Origin of the sequence: Nonomuraea soli, from assembly GCF_013761175.1 — a bacterium.
Classification (GTDB): Bacteria; Actinomycetota; Actinomycetes; order Streptosporangiales; family Streptosporangiaceae; genus Nonomuraea; species Nonomuraea soli.
Window position 1 is genome coordinate 735,118 of the sequence record NZ_JACDUR010000003.1, and the last position, 19,022, is coordinate 754,139.

General features: G+C 69.5%; 22 protein-coding genes. 13 read left to right on the forward strand and 9 right to left on the reverse strand.

Features of this window, described 5'->3' with window-relative positions; all coding sequences use genetic code 11:
* Positions 1–21 precede the first annotated feature (21 nt).
* Positions 22–480 (forward strand): rhodanese-like domain-containing protein, encoded by a 459-nt coding sequence (locus HNR30_RS16375; RefSeq protein WP_181610696.1) that lies wholly within the window; start codon positions 22–24, stop codon positions 478–480.
* Between the two features lie 92 nt (positions 481–572).
* On the opposite strand, the gene HNR30_RS47770 is transcribed toward HNR30_RS16375, so the two are convergent.
* Positions 573–1,079, reverse strand: a complete 507-nt coding sequence (locus HNR30_RS47770) for a CGNR zinc finger domain-containing protein (protein ID WP_181610697.1) — start codon at positions 1,077–1,079, stop codon at positions 573–575.
* A 95-nt stretch (positions 1,080–1,174) separates the two neighbouring features.
* Here HNR30_RS47770 and HNR30_RS16385 point away from each other — a divergent pair, with 95 nt between their 5' ends.
* Positions 1,175–2,026 (forward strand): alpha/beta fold hydrolase, encoded by an 852-nt coding sequence (locus tag HNR30_RS16385; protein ID WP_181610698.1) that lies wholly within the window; start codon positions 1,175–1,177, stop codon positions 2,024–2,026.
* The gene (locus tag HNR30_RS16390; RefSeq protein WP_181610699.1) at positions 2,023–2,520 is read left to right on the forward strand and encodes an HPP family protein; all 498 of its coding nucleotides are present in this window, start codon (positions 2,023–2,025) and stop codon (positions 2,518–2,520) included. The genes HNR30_RS16385 and HNR30_RS16390 overlap by 4 nt, the downstream gene beginning before the upstream one ends.
* A 17-nt stretch (positions 2,521–2,537) precedes the next feature.
* Here HNR30_RS16390 and HNR30_RS16395 read toward each other — a convergent pair whose 3' ends face one another.
* Genes HNR30_RS16395 through HNR30_RS16405 form a run of 3 tightly spaced genes read right to left on the reverse strand, consistent with a single transcriptional unit; the run spans position 2,538 to position 4,847 of the window.
* Positions 2,538–3,446: an aminoglycoside phosphotransferase family protein gene (locus HNR30_RS16395; protein WP_181610700.1), complete on the reverse strand. Its 909-nt coding sequence runs from the start codon at positions 3,444–3,446 to the stop codon at positions 2,538–2,540.
* Entirely contained in the window at positions 3,446–4,324 is an 879-nt protein-coding gene (locus HNR30_RS16400; RefSeq protein WP_181610701.1) for a 1,4-dihydroxy-2-naphthoyl-CoA synthase, read from the reverse strand. Before HNR30_RS16400 ends, HNR30_RS16395 begins: the two co-directional genes overlap by 1 nt.
* Positions 4,325–4,334: 10 nt before the next feature.
* Positions 4,335–4,847 carry a PadR family transcriptional regulator gene (locus HNR30_RS16405; RefSeq protein WP_181610702.1) on the reverse strand — a complete coding sequence of 171 codons (513 nt, stop codon included), beginning with the start codon at positions 4,845–4,847 and terminating at the stop codon, positions 4,335–4,337.
* A gap of 72 nt (positions 4,848–4,919) precedes the next feature.
* On the opposite strand from HNR30_RS16405, the gene HNR30_RS16410 reads away from it, so the two are divergent.
* Entirely contained in the window at positions 4,920–6,191 is a 1,272-nt protein-coding gene (locus HNR30_RS16410) for a carotenoid oxygenase family protein (RefSeq protein WP_181610703.1), read from the forward strand.
* A gap of 3 nt (positions 6,192–6,194) precedes the next feature.
* Here the strand turns inward: HNR30_RS16410 and HNR30_RS16415 are convergent, their stop codons facing one another.
* Positions 6,195–6,530 (reverse strand): ArsR/SmtB family transcription factor, encoded by a 336-nt coding sequence (locus tag HNR30_RS16415; RefSeq protein ID WP_181610704.1) that lies wholly within the window; start codon positions 6,528–6,530, stop codon positions 6,195–6,197.
* An 85-nt stretch (positions 6,531–6,615) separates the two neighbouring features.
* Between HNR30_RS16415 and HNR30_RS16420 the strand changes: the two genes are divergently transcribed.
* Complete coding sequence (locus HNR30_RS16420) at positions 6,616–6,786, forward strand: DUF3073 domain-containing protein (protein ID WP_181610705.1); 171 nt, start codon at positions 6,616–6,618, stop codon at positions 6,784–6,786.
* A 149-nt stretch (positions 6,787–6,935) separates the two neighbouring features.
* On the forward strand, positions 6,936–8,702 hold the full coding sequence (locus tag HNR30_RS16425; protein WP_181610706.1) for a thiamine pyrophosphate-dependent enzyme: 1,767 nt from the start codon (positions 6,936–6,938) through the stop codon (positions 8,700–8,702).
* Here the strand turns inward: HNR30_RS16425 and HNR30_RS16430 are convergent.
* From HNR30_RS16430 to HNR30_RS16440, 3 genes are read right to left on the reverse strand one after another with little or no spacing between them, the layout of a single operon-like run.
* Positions 8,693–9,199, reverse strand: a complete 507-nt coding sequence (locus tag HNR30_RS16430; RefSeq protein WP_181610707.1) for a DUF1269 domain-containing protein — start codon at positions 9,197–9,199, stop codon at positions 8,693–8,695. The two genes, HNR30_RS16425 and HNR30_RS16430, sit on opposite strands and share 10 nt — an antisense overlap.
* A 36-nt stretch (positions 9,200–9,235) precedes the next feature.
* Complete coding sequence (locus HNR30_RS16435) at positions 9,236–9,634, reverse strand: DUF7144 family membrane protein (RefSeq protein ID WP_181610708.1); 399 nt, start codon at positions 9,632–9,634, stop codon at positions 9,236–9,238.
* 40 nt (positions 9,635–9,674) lie between these two features.
* The gene (locus tag HNR30_RS16440) at positions 9,675–10,700 is read right to left on the reverse strand and encodes an AI-2E family transporter (protein ID WP_181610709.1); all 1,026 of its coding nucleotides are present in this window, start codon (positions 10,698–10,700) and stop codon (positions 9,675–9,677) included.
* Between the two features lie 85 nt (positions 10,701–10,785).
* Here HNR30_RS16440 and HNR30_RS16445 point away from each other — a divergent pair, with 85 nt between their 5' ends.
* Genes HNR30_RS16445 through HNR30_RS49275 form a run of 7 tightly spaced genes read left to right on the forward strand, consistent with a single transcriptional unit; the run spans position 10,786 to position 18,441 of the window.
* Positions 10,786–10,959, forward strand: a complete 174-nt coding sequence (locus tag HNR30_RS16445) for a hypothetical protein (RefSeq protein WP_181610710.1) — start codon at positions 10,786–10,788, stop codon at positions 10,957–10,959.
* A gap of 59 nt (positions 10,960–11,018) precedes the next feature.
* Positions 11,019–11,345: an ArsR/SmtB family transcription factor gene (locus tag HNR30_RS16450; RefSeq protein WP_181610711.1), complete on the forward strand. Its 327-nt coding sequence runs from the start codon at positions 11,019–11,021 to the stop codon at positions 11,343–11,345.
* On the forward strand, positions 11,342–12,193 hold the full coding sequence (locus tag HNR30_RS47775) for an SRPBCC domain-containing protein (protein ID WP_181610712.1): 852 nt from the start codon (positions 11,342–11,344) through the stop codon (positions 12,191–12,193). Before HNR30_RS16450 ends, HNR30_RS47775 begins: the two co-directional genes overlap by 4 nt.
* 20 nt (positions 12,194–12,213) lie before the next feature.
* Positions 12,214–13,584: a TrkH family potassium uptake protein gene (locus tag HNR30_RS16460; protein WP_181610713.1), complete on the forward strand. Its 1,371-nt coding sequence runs from the start codon at positions 12,214–12,216 to the stop codon at positions 13,582–13,584.
* Complete coding sequence (locus HNR30_RS16465; RefSeq protein WP_181610714.1) at positions 13,577–14,239, forward strand: potassium channel family protein; 663 nt, start codon at positions 13,577–13,579, stop codon at positions 14,237–14,239. Before HNR30_RS16460 ends, HNR30_RS16465 begins: the two co-directional genes overlap by 8 nt.
* Positions 14,240–14,248: 9 nt before the next feature.
* Positions 14,249–16,090, forward strand: a complete 1,842-nt coding sequence (locus HNR30_RS16470) for an AMP-binding protein (RefSeq protein WP_181610715.1) — start codon at positions 14,249–14,251, stop codon at positions 16,088–16,090.
* Complete coding sequence (locus tag HNR30_RS49275; protein WP_181610716.1) at positions 16,087–18,441, forward strand: helix-turn-helix transcriptional regulator; 2,355 nt, start codon at positions 16,087–16,089, stop codon at positions 18,439–18,441. The genes HNR30_RS16470 and HNR30_RS49275 overlap by 4 nt, the downstream gene beginning before the upstream one ends.
* Here HNR30_RS49275 and HNR30_RS16480 read toward each other — a convergent pair.
* The gene (locus HNR30_RS16480; RefSeq protein ID WP_181610717.1) at positions 18,438–18,992 is read right to left on the reverse strand and encodes an NADPH-dependent FMN reductase; all 555 of its coding nucleotides are present in this window, start codon (positions 18,990–18,992) and stop codon (positions 18,438–18,440) included. The genes HNR30_RS49275 and HNR30_RS16480 overlap by 4 nt on opposite strands.
* Positions 18,993–19,022: the final 30 nt, after the last annotated feature.

Here is a 19,022-nt window from a genome sequence, read left to right on the forward strand (position 1 = left end):
ACATCAAGAAAGGAAGCCCCGATGTCCGCCGTCACCGCCACCCCCGCCGCCGACAACGCCGCCGCCCTGGCGCACTTCGCCGCCCGCCTGGCCTTCGAAACCGACGTCTCGGACGTCGCCGCCGACCTGGCGGCGGGCGTCAAGGACGTCGTCGTGATCGACTCGCGCAGCCTGGAGAGCTGGAACCAGGGCCACGTCGAGGGCGCCGTGCACCTGCCCACCCGCGAGATCGCCGCCCGCGCGGCGGCCGAGATCCCGCGTAACGTCACCGTGGTCACCTACTGCTGGGGTCCGGGCTGCAACGGCGCCACCCGCGCCGCGCTGGAGTTCGCCAAGCTCGGTTACCAGGTCAAGGAGATGATCGGGGGTTTTGAGTACTGGGCGCGCGAGGGCTTTCCCGTCGAGACCCTGAGCGGTGTCACGCGGCACCCGATCGACGCCCTGACCGCCCCGGTCTCCGGCATCGCGTGCGCCTGCTGACGAACCCCTGATTGGCGCCCCCGACCGGACGCACCTGTCGGGGGCCTTTGCTACTTACCCGCGCCTCACCTCGGTCAATCACCCTGATGATCTCAAGAATGTCGCTGGTTGTAGCGGTTGACCTTGGCGCGATTGCCACACGTCTCCATCGAGCACCACCGGCGCCGCCCGTTCTTGCTGACGTCGTCGAACCACAACACGCACGCGGGGTTGGCGCACTTGCGCACCCGCTCTCTCCGCTCGCCGACCAGCCGCACCAGGTCGGCCGCCGCGATCCACGCCGCCCGCCAGGCCGGATCGTCCACGATGACCTCCTCGCTCAGCGCGCCTGACCTGAGCAGGGGGCGTCTGGAGCCGTGCCGCAGGATCGAGTTGAGTGACTCCTCGTCGCCTGCCAGCGCCTTCCGCATCGCCGTACGGCTCTCGATCAGCCGCTCGCGCGCCTGCTCCAGGTCGCCGTCCGCCGGGAGGCCGTGCTCGTCGAGCCAGGCCCTGACGTTTCCCACATCGTCGAAGTGGTCGACGTGGGCTCCTTGCCAGTTCCACCACGTGTTCACCAGGTCCAGCGGAAGCGGCTCTCCGATCAGTGGTCTGCTCATGTCCCCATCCTAACCTTCTAAGTGGTGTTGACAGGTTAAGCATAGGTCGCTATGGTCCTCGTTAACCACTGAAACGGCTTTAGAAGGTTAATGACATGGAACACCGCTTCGCCAAGATCGACGGACTTGAGATCTTCTACCGCGAGGCCGGAGACCCCTCCGCGCCCACCCTGCTCCTGCTGCACGGCTTCCCGACCTCCTCGATCGCCTATCGCACGCTGATCGACGAGCTCGCCGACGACTTCCATCTGATCGCGCCCGACTACCCCGGCTTCGGGCACAGCTCGGCGCCCTCGGTGCAGGAGTGGGACTACACCTTCGACCACCTGACCGACGTGGTGGAGCAGCTGGTCGACACCCTTGGACTCACCCGCTACGCGATCTACGTGCACGACTACGGCGCGCCCGTCGGCTTCCGCCTGGCCCTGCGGCGCCCGGAGCGGGTGACCGGCATCATCACGCAGAACGGCAACGCCTACGACGAGGGGCTCACCCCCTTCTGGGACCCGATCAGGGCCTACTGGGCCGACCCCACCCAGGGCGAGCCGCTGCGCGGGCTGCTCACCAAGGACGCCACCCGCTGGCAGTACACCCACGGAGTGCCCGACCCGTCACGCGTCGACCCCTCGCTCGCCCTGCACGACCAGGTGCTCCTCGACCGGCCGGGCAACCAGGAGGTGCAGCTCAAGCTCTTCCTCGACTACGGCACCAACCCGCCGCTCTACCCGCTCTGGCAGGAGTACCTGCGCACCCACCGGCCGCCGCTGCTGGCCGCCTGGGGTGAAGGTGACGAGATCTTCGGGCCGGACGGCGCCAGGGCCTTCGCCCGCGACCTGCCCGACGCGGCCGTCCACCTGCTCGACGCCGGGCACTTCCCGCTCACCACGCGTCTGGCCGAGAGCGCCGCCCTGATCCGCGACTTCCTGCACGGTCTGGAGCAACGATGAACACCAAGGTCGCCGCGCAGCCCAGGGCCGCGGTGAACGTGCGCGCCGTGGCGGCCACGACCGGTGCGGCCCTGGCGGGCCTGCTGCTCCTGGCCGCCATCACCGCCACCACGGGCCTGGAGCTGTTCGCGCTCCCCTTCGCCGCCAGCGCGGCGATCGTGGCGGTGGTTCCCCAGGCCCCGTTCGCCCAGCCGAGGAGCATCCTCGTGGGCCAGCTGAGCGCCACCGCGCTGGCCCTGGCGATCACCGCGGTCATGGGACCGTCTGTCTGGGCCGCGGCCGTCGCGGCGGGACTGTCGATCGCCCCGATGATGCTGGCCAGGGCGCCGCACCCGCCGGCGGCCGCCACCGCGGCACTGATCGGCCTCACCGACCCCGACCCGCTCTTCATCCTCAACCCGGTGCTCCCGGCGAGCGTGGTCGTGATCGCGGCCGGAGTGGTGCTCGGCAAGGTGATGCGCGGCGCGCACCGCTACCCGGCCTCCTGGCGTTGAGCGCCCCGCGACCCCGCCTACTGACGCCGAGCCAGCACCCGCACGATGGCGAGCCCCTCCTCATCGGGAGTGGGCTCGCCATCGGCGATGTCCCACAACGTGTCCTGAAGCACCCGCCCAAGAGTCCACCCCGCGGCCCTGGCCCGGTCGAGCCCCGCGACCGAGGTCATCAGGTCGAACCGCTTGAGCGCCTCGTCAGGCCCGTTATACCGGTTGCGCAGGGCGGGCAGAAGCTCGAACCCCGGGTCGCCCGCCAGCGGCTTGGGGTCGATCGCCAGCCACGGCTCCCGCGAGGCGGCGAGCACGTTGTCGAAGTGCAGGTCCCAGTGGAGCAGCCGGTCGCCCGGCTCGCCGATGAGCTCTCGTACGGCTCCCGCGCACCGGTCGAGCAGCCACCTGGTCTCGGCGTCGACCTGGCCGATGACCCGGTCGGTCTCCTCGAGCATGGCGCCTGCGATGTCGGCCAGGCGGCGCAGGCCTTCGGGAGCCTGGTGGGCGACGAGCCGGGCGAGCAGGGTGCTCAGGATCTCCAGCGCCTCGTGGACGTCGGGGTGGTGCTCCAGGGACCGGCCGCCTTCGAGGGCTTCGAGCAGCAGCACGTCGGCCTCGAAGCGCACGCCCGACGGCACGGTGTCGGACTTGAGCAGCCGCACGATGCCGTCGCCGTCCCAGGCGCGCAGCCCGGGGGCCTCGGTGATGTTCTCGTCGGTGGCCGGCTGCAGCTTGAGCATCGCCCGCGTGCCGTCGGCCTGGAGGACCGGGACGACCAGGGAGACGACGCCGTGCATGGGCTCGCCGTCGAGGCGCAGGTCCCAGGCGGAGACGAAGTCGGCGACGAGCCCTGGGAGCGCGGCGGTCCAGTCGGGCCCGGACTCGTGGGCGTACTTGAGGTGGTACTCCGCGAGCCGGGGCGGGACGACGATCATCAGAAGTGCCAGGGGTAGGGCGACCAGTCGGGCTCGCGCTTCTGCAGGAACGAGTCGCGTCCCTCCGCCGCCTCGTCGGTCATGTAGGCCAGGCGGGTCGCCTCGCCCGCGAACACCTGCTGCCCGACGAGCCCGTCGTCGATGAGGTTGAAGGAGAACTTCAGCATGCGCTGGGCGGTGGGCGACTTGCCGTTGATCTTGCCGGCCCACTCCAGCGCGACCTTCTCCAGGTCGGCGTGGTCGACCACGGCGTTGACCATGCCCATGCGGTGGGCGTCGTCGGCGGAGTAGGTGTCGCCGAGGAAGAAGATCTCCCGCGCGAACTTCTGGCCGACCTGGCGGGCGAGGTAGGCCGAGCCGAAGCCGCCGTCGAAGGAGGCCACGTCGGCGTCGGTCTGCTTGAACTGCGCGTGCTCGCGCGAGGCCAGCGTCAGGTCGGCGACGACGTGCAGCGAGTGGCCGCCGCCCGCGGCCCAGCCCGGCACCACGCAGATCACGATCTTGCCCATGAAGCGGATGAGCCGCTGCACCTCGAGGATGTGCAGGCGTCCTGTGGAGGCGGAGCCGTCGGCGTACTGGTAGCCGTCCTTGCCGCGGATGCGCTGGTCGCCGCCGGAGCAGAACGCCCAGCCTCCGTCCTTCGGCGAGGGCCCGTTGCCCGTCAGCAGCACGACGCCGACGTCGGTCTGCTGGCGCGCGTGGTCGAAGGCGCGGTACAGCTCATCGACGGTCTGGGGGCGGAAGGCGTTGCGCACCTCGGGCCGGTTGAAGGCGATGCGCACGGTCCCCTGATCGACCGCCCGGTGATAGGTGATATCGGTGAACTCGAAGCCCTCGACGACGGTCCAGGCCTTGGGGTCGAACAGCTCGGAAACCATGCGGAAGAGCCTAACGGATCTGTTCTTCGGCCCACTGGGCCCACTCCACCTGGGTGCGGTGCAGGCGCAGGCCGTACTCCAGTGCGAGCCTGCCGTAGACGGACAGGTTCTCGGTGCCCGAGTCGACGAACTCCCGCATGCTCTCGAGCTCCTCCAGCCCCTTGGCCGCGACCTCGCCCAGGTGGCGCAGGTAGGAGCGGGCTCCCTCGCCGGTGATCTGGCTGAGGAAGAACACCCGCAGCAGCATGTCGCTGCGATGCACCTGCTGGGGCGGAACCTCGGTCATCCAGTGACGCAGCTCCGCCAGACCCGACTCGGTGATGCCGTACTCCTTGCGTCCGCGCGCTCCCTCGGCGACCACCTCGATCAGCCCTGAGCCGGCGAGCTTGTTCAGCTCGGTGTAGAGCTGGCTCTGCGTGGCCGGCCACACGTTGGCGAGGGAGAGCTCGAAGCTCTTGAGGAGGTCGTAGCCGCTCGCGGGGCCTTCTGCCAGCAGCCCGAGCAGTCCGTGTCGGAGACTCATATTCCTATATTGACACATCGCAAGAGGACGTTCTAGTTTTGACATGTCTACATAGGAAGGTTGGTTGGTGTCATGACCGCATACCTGGAAGGCCACCTCGCTCCCGTCCCCGACGAGATCAGCGCGGTCGATCTGACCGTCGAGGGCACGCTCCCCGAAGAGCTTTCCGGCCGCTACTTCCGCAACGGCCCCAACCCCAGGCCAGGGGAGGATCCTGGCCACTGGTTCACCGGCCACGGCATGATCCACGGCGTCCGCATCCGCGACGGCCGCGCCGAGTGGTACCGCAACCGCTGGGTCAGGACCAGCCTGTTCACCGACGGCGCCGCCTTCCTCACCGACAAGGGCTTCGACCGGAGCGCCGTGCAGGCCAACACCCACGTCATCCACCACGCCGACAAGATCCTCGCCCTGGTCGAGGTCGGCCTGCCGTACGAGATGGACCGCGAGCTGAACACGGTGGGCGCCTGCGACTTCGGCGGGCGCCTCACCACCAGCGGGATGACCGCCCACCCCAAGGAGCTCGACGGGGAACTGCACTTCTTCGGATACGGCTTCGGGCCGCCCTACCTGACCTACCACCGCCTCGACGCCAAGGGCGAGCTCGTGGAGAGCCGGGTCATCGACGTGCCGGGGCCGACGATGATGCACGACTTCGCGGTCACCGAGAACCACGTGATCTGGCTCGACCTGCCGGTCGTCTTCGACTTCGACAAGGCCGGCAAGACCATGCCGTACACCTGGAGCGACTCCTACGGCGCGCGCCTGGGCGTCATGAAGCGCACCGGCGAGGTCACTTGGTTCGACGTCGACCCCTGCTACGTCTTCCACGTGGGCAACGCCCGCGAGGACGCCTCGGGGCGTGTCGTGCTCGACGGCGTGCGCTACACGCCCGAGTCGTTCAACAGCACCTGGGAGCAGATCGGCGGCGAGCGCAACCCGGCGGCGCACCTGGTCGGCGCCTCGCTCCACCGCTGGACCCTCGACCTGGCGACGGGCCGGGCCACCGAGCGTCAGCTCGACGACCGCGCGGTCGAGTTCCCGACCTTCAACGAGGACCGGCTGGGCCGCTCCAGCCGCTACCTCTACGCGGTCACCGAAGGGGAGGTCGTGAAGTACGACATCGAATCGGGAGCCAGCCAGGTCGCGCCGGTCGGCGGGCACGCCGGGGAGGCCGTGTTCGTGCCCGCGTTCGACGCGCGTGCCGAGGACGACGGCTGGCTGATGTCGATCGTCGACGACCGCCTGCTGGTGCAGGAGGCCGCGGGGCTGGAGACCGTCGCGACCGTACGGCTGCCGCGCAGGGTGCCGGCCGGTTTCCACGGCTCATGGATCGCCGATTAACGATTAACTTCGGGCTTCCGCCCGCAACTCCGCCAACAGCTCTTCCTGGTCCACCAACATGTCGGTGAGAATCCGGCGCGCGTCCGTCAGGAGGTGGGCCACGTCTGGACTGGACAGGGCGTAGACGACGCTCCCGGCTTCACGGCTTGCGCTGACGATTCCCGCGCGGCGCAGGACGGCCAGTTGCTGGGAGAGGCTCGACGCCTCGATCTCGATCTCCGCCAGGAGATCCCGGACCGGCAGTGGCCCCTTCTGCAAGAGCTCCAGGACCTGAATCCGGGCTGGATGCCCGAGAGTCCTGAAGAAATCTGCCTTGGCCTGGTACAGCGGAACGGGCATGACGACAGTGTAATATAGCGACTTGCATAATTCTTCAAGTCGTAACGGCGTTGGCTAGGATGACGGACGGGACGAGGGAGTAGCCATGGGCCGAGGAAGAGCGAAGGCGAAGCAGACGAAGGTCGCTCGTGAGCTGAAGTATGCCCACCACGATCTCGACGTGGAGAGGCTGACCAAGGAGCTGGGAGGGTCTTCGTCGCGCGACGACATCCCCCCGGCCTCCTCGCACGAGCCGGAGTCCGAGCCCGCCCACTGACGACGGGGACAGCGGGGCCCGTACGGCTCCGCTGAACGTCGGTAAGCCGTAGGTCTGGGCCAGTTCCGCCACCCCGGCGGCCACTGGCCACCTGCGGATCCTCCAGCGGGGGAGTCATGGCCGCGGGCCATGCGGGTAGGGGCGTACCCATGTCTGGTATCGCCGCGGAAGTACTGATCGAACGGCTCGCCGCAGGGGGAGTCGACACCGTCTACGGCCTGCCCGGCGACGGCATCAACGGGATCATGGAAGGTCTGCGCAGGCACGCCGACAAGGTGCGCTTCGTGCTGGTCCACCACGAGGAGGCGGCCGCCTTCATGGCGGCGGGCCACGCCAAGGCGACCGGCACGATCGGCGTCTGCCTGGCCACGTCAGGACCGGGCGGCATCCACCTGCTCAACGGTCTCTACGACGCCAAGCTCGATCACGCGCCCGTGCTCGCCATCACCGGCATGCAGGAGACCGCCGTGCTGGGCACCGCCTACCAGCAGGAGGTGCGGCTCGACCGGCTCTTCGACGACGTGGCCGAATACAACCAGGTCGTCACCAACCCGGTGCAGCTGCCGTCGCTGGTCGACATCGCCATCCGCACGGCCCTGGCCAGGCGCGGGGTGGCCCATCTGACGATCCCCAACGACGTGCAGGTGGCCGACGCCGACGCCGATCCGTGGCAGCACGTGGCTCCCGCGCGCCCGCCGCAGACCTCGCCGGTCTACCTGCCCGCGCCCGGACTGCCGCGCCAGGAGGACCTGCGACGGGCGGCCGAGGTGCTCAACGCCGCCGAGCGTCCCGCCCTGCTCGTGGGCGCCGGAGCGCTGCACGCGCGCGAGGAGGTGCTGGCCGTCGCCGAGCGGCTCAAGGCCCCGGTGATCAAGACGCTGCCCGGCAAAGCCGTCGTCCCCGACGACTCGCCGTACACCACAGGCGGGCTCGGGCTCCTGGGCACCCGGCCGAGCGAGGAGCTCGTCGACGAGGTCGACGTGCTGTTCATGATCGGTACGAACTTCCCCTACACCAAGCACCTGCCGGAGCCGGGCAAGACCCGGTTCGTGCAGCTGGAGGCCGATCCGGTGCGGGCGGGGACACGGGTGCCGACCGACGTGCCCATGGTGGGCGACGCCCGTGAGGGGCTGCGGGCGCTGCTGCCGTTGCTCGACGAGCGGTCCGACGAGGAGTTCCTGCGCAAGTACCGGGAGAAGAGCGACAAGTGGCGTGGCGAGATGCTCGCCCTGGCCGGCGCCGACCGTGACCCGATCGCCCCGCAGTACGCGGTCTCCGTCCTCGACGACCTGGCCGCCGACGACGCGATCCTGACCTGCGACAGCGGCACGGTGGCCACCTGGGCGGCCAGGCACTGGACCATCCGCGACAGGCGCGAGTTCTACCTGTCGGGCAACCTCGCCTCGATGGCGCCCGGCCTGCCGTACGGCATCGCCATGCAGCGGGCCTTTCCCGGGCGGCAGGTCATCGCCTACGTGGGCGACGGCGGGTTCGCGATGCTGATGGCGGAGTTCCTCACCGCGGTGCGTCACAACCTGCCGGTCAAGGTGGTGGTGAACAACAACAACTCGCTCGGCATGATCCTGTGGGAGCAGATGGTGCTCGGCTATCCCGAGCACGGGGTGCGCTTCGCTGAGCCGTACGCCGACTTCGCCGCCTGGGCGACGGCCTGCGGAGGGTTCGGTGCCAAGGTGACCAAGTCGGGCGACCTGCGCCCGGCCGTGGAGCGGGCCCTGGCCTTCGACGGGCCCGCGCTGGTGGATGTGGAGGTGGACCCGCACGAACCTCCGATGCCGGGCAAGGTCGAATACGACCAGGCCAAGAAGTTCGCGCAGGCCTTCCTCAAGGGACAGCCGCACCGGGCGGCGATCGCCACGACCCTGTTCAAGGACAGGATCAGGAAATTTCAGGACTGACCCTGGCCACCCCGCGCGGCCTGGACGGCCTCTCGCAGCTGCTCCTCCTGCTCGTGGGAGAGCGAGGTCTGCATGATGTCGCCGCCGAACGGCGCGATCTGCGGGATGACCTTGTCCGGGGTGCTCTTGTTGATCAGCAGGAAGAGCGCCGCCGAGCCCGGCTCCAGCTTGTCGGCGACCTCCTTCATGAACTTGTCGTCGACGCCGATGTCGGTCATCGCGCCGCCCGCGGCGCCGCCCGCCGCGCCCAGCGCCATGCCCAGGAGGGGCATGAAGAAGATCAGGCCGATGAGGCCGCCCCAGAGCGCGCCGCTGGCCGCCCCGAAGCCGACCGTGCTGGTCATCTGGTGGAGCTTGATCTTGCCGTCCGGCCTGCGCTCGACGACGGCGGCGTCCGCGAGCGTGATGAGCTGCTGCTTCTGCAGCTCCAGGAGCTTGTCACGGACAGAGGAGGCGGTGGCGACGTCGGGGTAGGAAATCGCGATGAGGTTGCTCATGTCCGGCCCTGTTTCCTCCTTCAGGTATCCGGAAAGTCAGTACTCCCTCATGGATTCGGCTTCCTTGCCGTGCACGATGAGCGCGTAGAGCACGAGCACGTCGATGGCGATGACGACCAGCGACCACCACGGGTTGACCATGATCCAGGTGAGCTGTGTCAGGGCGTTGAGCATGACGAGGATGACCGCGATCAGCCTGGCCCAGTTCTTGCCGATGCTGACGGCGATGCCGGTGATGACCAGGAGCACGCCGAGAATCAGGTGCACCCAGCCCCAGCCGGTCAGGTCGAAGAGCAACAGGCCCTTCCTGGTCGTGACGTAGAGCTCGTCATCGATGATCGCGTAGAGACCGGAGACCAGGTTGAAGAGGCCGGCCATGATGATCATCATGCCGGCGAACCAGATCCACCCGACCCAGCCAGTGACCTTTGCCATGCGTGGGAGCTACCCCCGGCATGTTCAAGATGATCTCAGGTCAGTCCGAAGATTTCCCCGCCACCAGGGGTGTCGCCCACCGGGTGGCCGGATCGGAGTCCAGCAGGATCGCCCTGACGAACGAGCTCAGCGGCACGGCCAGGATCGCGCCGAGCGCGCCCAGCGCCCACGTCCACACCAGCAGCGAGAGGATCGTGATCGTGACGGACAGCCCGGCCGACTCGCCCACGAACTTCGGCTGGATCACCGACTGGATGATGAAGTTCAGCACGCAGTAGACGACGATCACCCACAGCATCGTGCCGACGCCCGAGTCCAGCAGGGCCAGCAGTGCGGGCGGCACCAGGCCGATGATGAAGCCGATGTTCGGGATGAAGTTGGTGATGAAGGCCAGCAACCCCCACAGCAGCGGCAGCGGCACGCCCAGGATCCACAACGCCCCCGCGTCGAGCACCGCGACGATGAGCCCGAAGAGCGTTGAGACGAGGAGGTACTTGCAGGTCTGGCGGGTGAAGGTGGTCAGCGCCTCGACGATGTCGCGCCGGGAGGAGGCCAGGCCGCGTAGCTGCTCGGTCAGGAAGGGGGCGTCCATGCACATGCCGTACAGGAGCAGGACGATGACCACCGTGGCCGAGGCGGTGCCCAGCAGGCCCGACAGCAGGCCTGCCGCGGCCTGGACCAGCTCGCCCGGCTCGATGCCGCTGAACAGCTTCGTGGCCTGTGCCTGGGTGATGCCGAACGTCGCCAGATATGCCTGCACCTCGGTCAGGAGGTGCTGGAACTGGGCGGCGTACTGCGGGATCAGGGCGGTGAAGCGGGCGACCGACACCACGACCGCGAGACCCAGCGCGGCCAGGACGAGCAGGACCACCGCCAGGGGCACGGCGACGACCACCCAGGTCGGAGCGCCGCGCCTGGAGAGCCGGGTCATGAGCGGTCCGACCGCGATGACGAGGGTCAGGGCGAGGAAGGCCGGACCGACGATGTCGCTCAGTGCCTGGACTCCTGCCAGCACGATCAGCGCGGCTGCGAGCCCGACCAGGATGCGAAGGCCGCGGGAGAGCATGGCGGCCACGGTATCCAGGGGGGTGCGTGACAAACGGTCAAAGACGCATAAACTACGCGCAACCTTTGGTCAAGAGGAGGCGCTGATGCACAAGGTCGTCCATGTCCGCCCGGTCGACGACATGATCGGCCATGAGGAGTCGGCCTTCTGCGTGTGCGGCCCCGTGGGCAAGCAGGCGCCGGCCGATCTGGGGCTGATCTTCCAGCATCACGCGCTGCTGCCGTGCCATGAGTGGGAGGCCTCCAGCCCGGCGGAGTGAGCGCGGGGCCGCGAGGGCTTGACGTGGTCGCAGGCGGCCCTATATAAAACTTTCTGGTTATGAAACTAGAGGGTTATGAACTGGACAGCGTCTTCGCCGCGCTGGCCGATCCCACCCGCCGGGCGATCCTGACCCGGCTGAAGGCGGGCGAGGCCACCGTGACGGAGCTCGCCGAGCCGTTCCAGATGAGCCAGCCCGCCATCTCCAAGCATCTCAAGGTGCTGGAGCGCGCCGGGCTGATCACCCGGGGCCGCGACGCCCAGCGGCGGCCCTGCCGGCTGCGCGCCGAGCCGCTGAAGGCGGCGACCGACTGGCTGGAGCGCTACCGGCAGGACTGGGAGGTGAGTTTCCGACGTCTGGACGGCCTGCTCGACGAACTGAAGTGACGACCCCGACCGACCGGTCGATCGTCATCACGCGCGCCTTCGACGCGCCCAGGGCACTGGTCTACGACGCCTGGACCAAGCCCGACCTGCTCATGCGGTGGTACGGCGCCGACGGCTGGCGGCTGGTGGAGTGCGAGATCGACCTGCGGCCCGGCGGACGCTGGCGCTACTACTCGATCGGCCCGGGCGGCGAGGGCATGGGCAGCAGCGGCGTCTACCGCGAGGTGGTGCCCGGAGAGCGCCTGGTCACGACCGAGGTCTTCGACGAGCAGTCGTACCCCGGCGAGGCGCTCAACACCATCGAGTTCACCGGGGACACCTTGGTGACCATCACCCTCACCTACGACTCGCGGGCGATCCGCGACATCCAGCTGCGCTACCCCATGGAGCGCGGCATCACCCAAGCCTTCCGACGATTGGACCGCGTCCTCATGAACTGGACCCTCGAAGTGGTCGTCGTCCCGGTCTCCGACGTGGACCGGGCCAAGGAGTTCTACGCCGACAAGCTCGGCTTCAAGGTCGACCACGACACCGACACCGGGACCGGCACCCGGTTCGTGCAGCTCACACCGCCCGGATCCGGCTGCTCGATCGTCATCGGCCAGGGGACGGGCAACACCATGGCGCCGGGCTCGCTCCAGGGCCTGCAACTGGTGGTCAACGACATCCACGCGGCGCGTGCCGAACTGGTGGAGCGCGGGATGGAGCTCGGGGAGATCCAGGTCTTCGGCGCCGAGGGTCCGCGAGCCGCCAAGGAGGGCGACGACCTCAACAACGTCGGCTTCCTCTTCTTCAGCGACCCCGACGGCAACGGCTGGGCGATCCAGCAGATCACCTCGCGGCCCTAGGGAGTACGATTCCGCCTGGTATGAATCCCCTGACCGGGCGGACTCGCTGGACCACGGCGATCCTGTCACGCTTCCACCACCCGACGCAGATCGTGGTGGTCGCCTTCGCGCTCGCCGTCGCCCTGGGCACGATCCTGCTGCTCCAGCCGGTCGCCACCGAGGGGCCCGAGACCGCGACCTTCACCGACGCCCTGTTCACGGCCACCTCCGCCGTGACCGTGACCGGGCTGGCGACCGTCGACACCAGCGCCCACTGGTCCACCTTCGGCGAGGTGACCATCGCGGTCCTGGTGCAGATCGGCGGCCTGGGCATCATGACCGTCGCCACGCTGCTGGCGATCCTGGTCGGCGGCAAGATGGGGCTGCGCTTCCGGCTGCTGGCCCAGGCCGAGACGAGCATGCTCAGCCTGGCCGACGTGCGCAACATCGCGCGCAAGGTCGTCGTGTTCAGCCTGGTCGGCGAGGCCATCGTGGCGGCCGTGCTGGCGGGCCGGTTCATGATCGGCTACGGCTACTCGTTCGGCGACGCGGTCTACTACGGCGTCTTCCACTCGATCATGGCCTTCAACCACGCCGGATTCGCGTTGTGGCCCGACAGCCTCATGCAGTTCGTCAGCGATCCCTGGATCAACCTGTCGATCGCGGGCGCCGTCATCTTCAGCGGCCTGGGCTTTCCCGTCGTCTTCGAGCAGGTGCGCAACTGGCGCCACCCGAGCCGCTGGTCGATCATGACCAAGCTCACGATGTGGATGTCGCTCATCCTGTTGGTGCTGGGGACCCTGCTGATCCTGCTGACCGAGTGGCGCAACCCCGCCACCCTGGGGCCGCTCGACGACGGTCAGAAGCTGCTGGCCGCCTTCTTCGCCTCGGTCAACACCCGCTCGTGCGGCTTCAACGCGATCGACATCGCGCAGATGCACGAGTCGAGCTGGCTGGTCTCCGACCTGCTGATGTTCATCGGCGGCGGCAGCGCGAGCACCGCGGGCGGCATCAAGGTCACCACCTTCGGAATCCTGCTGTTCGTCATCCTGGCGGAGCTGCGCGGTGAGTCGCGGGTCAACATCGGCAACCGGCGCATCCCCGAGACCGTGCAGCGCCAGGCGCTCACGGTCGGGCTGCTCAGCGTCGCGCTCATCGCCGTCTCGACCTACGTACTGCTGGTGATGACCGAGTTCACGCTCGACAAGATCCTGTTCGAGGCCATCTCGGCCTTCTCCACCACGGGCCTGTCCACCGGCATCCTCAACCAGATGCCGCCCGCCGGTCATGTCGTGCTGGTGGTCCTCATGTTCGTGGGCAGAATCGGACTGCTCACCTTCGGCTCCGCGCTCGCCCTGAAGGACCGCGGGCTGCGTTACGAACTACCCGAGGAGCGGATCATCGTTGGCTGACAAGAATCGCGACCCGGTCGTGGTCATCGGGCTGGGCCGCTTCGGCACCGCGCTGGCGCTGGAGCTGACCAGGCGCGGCACCGAGGTACTGGCCATCGACAACAGCCGCAAGACCGTGCAGCAGCTGTCGGGGCAGATCACGCACGTCGCCCAGGCCGACTCCACCGACATGGAGGCGCTGCGCCAGCTCGGCGTGCCCGACTTCTACCGCGCGGTGGTGGCCATCGGCACCGACCTGGAGGCCTCCATCCTGACCGCCGCCCTGCTGGCGGAGCTGGAGATCGAGGACATCTGGGCCAAGGCCGTCAGCAAGCAGCACGGCCAGATCCTGAACCGCATCGGCGTGCATCACGTGGTCTTCCCCGAGAACGACATGGGTGAGCGCGTCGCCCACCTGGTCAGCGGGCGCATGCTCGACTACATGGAGGTCGAGGAGAACTTCGCGATGGCCAAGACCCGGCCGCCGAAGGAGTACGTCGGCGTGCCCCTGGGCCGCTCCAACCTGCGGCGCAAGCACGGCGTCACGATCGTCGCGGTCAAGAGTCCCGGCGTCGACTTCACCTACGCGACGGCCGACACCGAGCTGTCCTACGGAGACGTGATCATCGTCTCCGGCAGCGTCGAAGCTGTTGAACGTTTCGCCGAGCTGCCCTAAGAATCGAGCATGGCTCGATACGACGAGATCCACCGCCGCAGCCTCGACGACCCCGACGGCTTCTGGCGTGAGGCCGCGGAGGGCATCGACTGGCACACTCCCTTCGAGACGGTCTTCGACGGCTCGCGGTGGTTCGCCGGTGGTGAGCTCAACACCTGCCACAACGCCCTCGACCGGCATGCCCCGGATCGAGCCGCTCTGATCTACGTGAGTCCCGTGTCAGGGACGGAGCGCGTCTACTCCTACGGCGAGCTGCTCGACGAGACCGCCCGTATGGCGGGGCTGCTGCGTCAGCTCGGCGTGGGCAGGGGCGACACGGTCGTGATCTACATGCCGATGATCCCCGAGGCCGTGATCGCGATGCTGGCCTGTGCCCGGATCGGGGCCGTGCACTCGGTGGTCTTCGGCGGCTTCGCCGCGCCCGAGCTGGCGGCGCGCATCGACCACGCCCGGCCGAAGGTGGTCCTCAGCGCCTCGTGCGGCATCGAGCCTGGGCGGATCGTGGAGTACAAGCCGCTGCTGGACGCCGCGCTCGCCCAGGCGGCCCATCAACCGTCTCGATGTGTCATCGTGCAGCGTCCGCAGGCCGTCGCCGAGATGGGGGAGCGCGACCTCGACTGGGCGGAGCAGGTCGCCAAGGCGCCCTGGACGGAGTGCGAGTGGGTGTCGGCCACCGACCCGCTCTACATCCTCTACACCTCGGGCACGACCGGCCTGCCCAAGGGCATCGTCCGCGACAACGGCGGGCACGCGGTGGCGTTGCACTGGTCGATGAAGAACATCTACGACATGTCGCCCGGCGAGGTCTTCTGGGCGGCCTCCGACGTCGGCTGGGTCGTCGGGCACTCCTACATCGTCTACGGCCCCCTGCTGGCCGGCTGCACCAGCGTGCTCTACGAGGGCAAGCCCGTGGGCACGCCCGACGCCGGCATGTTCTGGCGCGTGGCCGCCGACAACCACGTCAAGGCGCTGTTCACCGCGCCCACCGCGATTCGCGCGATCAAGAAGGAGGACCCGTCGGGCCGCCTCATGCGGGACCACGGGCTGAAGTATCTCTTCCTCGCCGGGGAGCGTCTCGACCCCGACACCTACCACTGGGCCCGCGAGCTGCTCGGCGTGCCCGTCATCGACCACTGGTGGCAGACCGAGACCGGCTGGCCCGTCGCCGCCAACTGCATGGGCATCGAGCCGCTGGCGACCAAGCCGGGCTCGCCCACGGTGCCCGTGCCCGGATACGACGTGCGCGTCCTCGACGAGAACGGCGTCGAGTGCCCTCCCGGCGTCGACGGCAACATCGTCGTACGGCTGCCGCTGCCGCCCGGCTGCTCGCCCACCCTCTACCGCGACCACGCTCGCTACGAGCAGGCCTACCTGTCCCGCTTCCCCGGCCACTACCTCACCGGCGACGGCGGTCACCTCGACGACGACGGCTACCTGTTCGTCATGGGGCGCACCGACGACGTCATCAACGTCGCCGGTCACCGCCTGTCCACCGGCGCCATGGAGGAGGTCATCGCCACCCACCCCGACGTCGCCGAGTGCGCGGTCATCGGTGTCGCCGACGCGCTGAAGGGGCAGCTGCCCGCCGGGTTCGTCGTGCTCAAGAGCGGTGTCACCCGATCGGCCGAGGAGATCTCGGCGGACCTGGTCAGGCTCGTGCGCGAGCGCATCGGCCCGGTGGCGGCGTTCAAGCAGGTGAGCGTGGTGGCCAGGCTGCCCAAGACACGGTCGGGCAAGATCCTGCGCTCCACGATGAGGGCGATCGCCGACGGCAGGGACTACCGGCCGCCCTCGACGATCGAGGATCCGGCCGCACTCGACGAGATCGCCGAGGTCATCCGTCCCGCATGATGATCCACCTCGACTCGCTCATCGCCGGTGTCAGGGAAGGGCGCAGCGGTGCCCTGGTCCTGAGAGGCGAGCGGGGAGCCGACGACTGTCCACAGCCTGTGGACATCCGCGTGCTGCGCTGCAGCGGCGTCGAGAGCGAGATGGAGCTGCCCTTCGCCGCCCTGCAGTTGCTGCTCAGGCCGCTGACGAAGGATCTCGGCCTGCTGCCGGAGCCGCAGCGCGAAGCGATGAAGGCGGCGTTCGGGCTGGCCAGGGGCGCGGTGCCCGACAGGTTCCTGATCGGGCTGGCGACCCTGACCCTGCTGGCCGAGCACGGCCCCCTGCTGTGCCTGGTCGACGACGCGCAGTGGCTGGACCGCGCCTCGACGGAGGCGCTGGTCTTCGCGGCGCGACGGCTCGACGCCGAGGGTGTGGCGCTGGTCTTCGCCACCCGCTCGCTGGAGCGGGACCTGCTGTCGGTGCTGCCCGAGCTGCGCACCGACGACGCGGGGGCGGACCCCGCACGGCTGCGGGAGAGCTACGAACAGCAGGTCGCGGCGCTGCCCGCGCCGACGCGGCGGGTGCTGCTGGCTCTGGCGGCCGAGGCCGACCTGGACGCCGTGCTGCGGGCCACCGGGCTGACGGCCGAGGCGCTGGCGCCCGCGGAACGGGCGGGGCTGATCGAGGTCGGTGCCGACCTACCTGCTGAGGGTGGCGGCCAGCCTGCACCGTCTCACCCGCGCGCCTATCGCAGCGTCATCTTCCGTCACGCGCTCGTCAGGGCGGTCACCTACGAGGGCGCACCCTTCGCCGAGCGCGTCGCCGTGCATCTCGCGCTCGCGAAGACGGCCGACGCCGAGCGGCGGGCCTGGCATCTGGCGGCCGCGGCCACGGGCCCCGACGAGTACGTGGCCGCGGAGCTCGAGAAGGCGGCCGGCCTGGCACGCGAGCAGGCCGGTTACGCCGAGGCGGGCGCCGCGCTCGAACGGGCGGCACGGCTGTCCCCCGATCCAGGGGAGCGGGCCCGGCGCCTGGCGGGCGCGGCGGTGCTGGCGGCCGACTCGGGGCAGAGCGAGCGGGCGGTGGCGCTGATCGAGCAGTCGGCGCGGCACGGCGAGCTGAATCCCGAGCTGGTGCGGCTGCGGGCGCGCATCGAGTTCGAGCACGGCTCACCGCAGGAGGCGTGGCGGCTGCTGCTGGGCGCGGGTCCCGAGCTGGTGATCGAGGCGGCGAGGGTCGCCTGGCTGGTCGGCGACGTGGCCGGGCTGCGCGCCGCCCGGGATCGGGTGATCGGCGACGTTCGCGAGCTCTTGCTGACGGGGGCGGTCGAGCTGCTGGCCGGAGACCCGGCACGCGGGCTGGAGCTGATCAGGGCCAACCTGGGCGACGCCGGTGAGCGCGGGCTGCGGATCGGCGAGACCTCGCTGGCGCTGCTGGAGGGCGACTATCACCTGGCCAGGCAGGGGCTGCTGGCGGTGGCGGCGGATCTGCGGGCACGCGGGGCCATCGGGTGGTTGCCGGGCGTGCTGGCGATCCTGGCCGAGACGGAGACGCTGCTGGGAGGCGACGCGCGGCCGTGGGCGAGCGAGGCGCTGCGCATGGCCGAGGACACCGGCCAGGTACGGCACGCGGCACACGCCAGAGGGCTGCTGGTGTTCGACGCGGCGATCAGAGGCGAGCACGCCCCGGCGGACGGTGACTGGGCCGAGCGGGCCAGGGCGCTGCTCGACCTCGGCGACGGCCACTTCGACGCCGCGCTGGAACGGCTCGAAGCGCTCCAGCACCGCCCCTACGCGCTCCACTTCCTGCCCGACCAGATCGAGGCGGCGGTCAGGGCGGGACATCGTGACCGGGTGCCGCTGGGCCGGTTCGAGGCCTGGGCGCGGGCGGCGAACCGGCCGTGGGCGCTGGCGGCCGCCCACCGGTGCAGGGCCCTGCTGGCCGAGCGGCCCGAGGAGCACTTCGAGCAGGCCGTGCGGTGCGCCGACCTGCCGTGGCAGCAGGCCAGGAGCCGTCTCGTCTACGGCGAGTGGTTGCGCAGGGAGCGGCGCAAGAACGAGGCGCGTGCGCAGTTGCGCGAGGCCCTGGAGTCGTTCGAGAAGGCGGGCGCCAGGCCCTGGGCCGACCACGCCAGGGCGGAGCTGCGGGCGGCGGGCGAGTCGGTGACGCCGGCCGCCGGAGACCTGTCGGCCGCGCTGACCCCGCAGGAGCTGCAGATCGTCAGGCTGGCGGCCACCGGCGCGACGAACAAGGAGATCGGGGCGCAGCTCTTCCTGAGCCCGAAGACGGTCGGGCATCACCTCTACCGGGCCTTCCCGAAGCTCGGGGTGTCGAACAGGACGGAGCTGGCGCGCCTGCCGATCCCGCGCTAGAGCCGGGCCATCGTCCGGGTGAGCATGCCGAGCTCGTCGAGCATGGCGTCGGCCGAGCCGGTCAGCGAGGCGTCGACGAGGAGGCGCCCGCCGGGATCCATCATCTGGCGCCGGAAGATCGTCACGGCGTTGCCCGCCGGGAACATGCGGAGCTTGACCAGTACCGGCTTGAGCAGCTCGACGGCTCGCAGGCCGCCGGAGAGCCCGCCGTAACTGACGAAGCCGACGGGCTTGTGCTCCCACTCGCGGTGGAGGAAGTCGAGCGCGTTCTTGAGCGGGGCGTTGAACGCGTGGTTGTACTCGGGCATCACCAGCACGAAGGCGTCGGCCGAGGAGACGGTCGCGCTCCAGTCCTTGGTGTGCTGGTGCACGTAGCGCCCGGTGGTGGCGTCCTCGGGCTCGTCGAGGAAGGGCAGGCCGACCTCCCGCAGGTCGACGAGCTCCACGTCGAAGCCGCCGTGCCGTACGGCATGCGCGGTCACCCAGTCGCCGATGGTCCGGCCGATCCTGGTGGGCCGCGTGCTCGCAACGATGATCTTCAAAACAGGCATGGTCGCACTCCGCACAAGTTGTTTACGTGT